Below are 1,223 nucleotides of genomic sequence, written 5' to 3'. Positions count from 1 at the left end.
GGCGCCGGCACCAGGTCGGTCACCAGCACGGACTCCTCACCACGGCCGGACGGGCCGCGCCGGGCCGACGCTTCCAGGGCCGTCCGCACCGCCGGGGAGATGTCCCGTACGGCCAGCCCCGACCGCTCCAGCCAGCCGGGCCCGAACGCCTCGGACGCGGCGGCCGCGACGGACTCCGCGAGCTGTTCGGCGCTCGCCGGCCTGCGCTCGGGATCCCGGGCCAGCCCACGCATGAGAAGCCAGGTGAGCCCGGGCGGCACCTCGCCGCCAGGCGACGGCGGCTCAGCGGTGTCCTGGCGTGCCCGGAACTGGTGGAATCCGCCGTCGGTCGGGTAGGGCAGGTGTCCGGCGAGCAGGTAGTACAGCATCGCCGTAGCCGAATAGATGTCGGTGCGGACGTCCAGGTAGTCGCCGCGGGACTGTTCCGGGGACATGTACCCGGGCGTGCCCGCGATCACGAACCGGCCGTCCCGGGAGGCGAGGGTGGTCTCCCCGCCGATGACCCGGGCCAGCCCGAAGTCGGTCACCTTGACGGTGCCGCGACCGTCGAACATCACGTTGCCGGGTTTGATGTCGCGATGCAGCAGGCCCTGGTCGTGGGCGGCCTGCACCGCGGAGAGAACGGCGAGTACGGCCGCGCAGGACTGTTCCATGGTCAGCCCGATGCGGCGGAAACGCTCCGCGAGCGTCCCCCCGGGGAGGTGTTCTAGCACCAGCGCGCAGACCCGTTCCGGCGTGCCCGTGGCGTCGACGGTCACCTCTTCGTCCGCGTACTCGTAGACCGTGACGATGTGCAGGTGGCTCAGCCGGGCCAGGGCCCGTCCTTCCTCGTTGAACCGCAGCCGCATCTGCGGGTCGGCGGCGATCCGGTTCGGCAGGTGCTTGATGGCGACCGCCCGGTCGAGCCGTGGATCCCGGGCTGCGTAGACGACACCGAACCCGCCACGGCCGAGTTCCCCGCCCAGCCTGTACCGCGGCAGGGCGGCCACCAGCGCCCGTGGGGCCACGGACGGATCGGACACGGACGGGTTGATCGTCACGAGGAGTCGTCCTGACGCGGATGCCAGTCAGCACGGCGGGTGATGGAGGGGTCGGTCTCCTCGTCGAAGAACCGCGCGGGCGGCTGCCACGGCTTTTCGTGCCCGTGCCCGTCCACCTCCACGTCCGGCGGCTGCGGCCGGGCGGCGGACCGGGGCGGTAGCTGCCACGGCTTCCCGTGCCCG

At 72.7% G+C, this 1,223-nt stretch carries 2 protein-coding genes; both read right to left on the bottom strand.

Annotation, left to right across the window (positions count from 1 at the left end; all coding sequences use genetic code 11):
• A partial coding sequence (locus NBW84_RS03250) for a serine/threonine-protein kinase (RefSeq protein ID WP_250281549.1) occupies positions 1-1,040 on the bottom strand: 1,040 nt, incomplete at its 3' end.
• On the bottom strand, positions 1,037-1,223 hold a 187-nt coding region (locus NBW84_RS03245; protein ID WP_250281547.1), incomplete at its 5' end, for a hypothetical protein. The genes NBW84_RS03250 and NBW84_RS03245, both read right to left, overlap by 4 nt.

The organism is Protofrankia sp. CiP1_Cm_nod2 (genome assembly GCF_920664355.1).
Taxonomy (GTDB): domain Bacteria; phylum Actinomycetota; class Actinomycetes; order Frankiales; family Frankiaceae; genus Protofrankia.
Note: the sequence above shows the minus strand (reverse complement) of the source record. Positions and strands in the feature narration are given on the sequence as shown.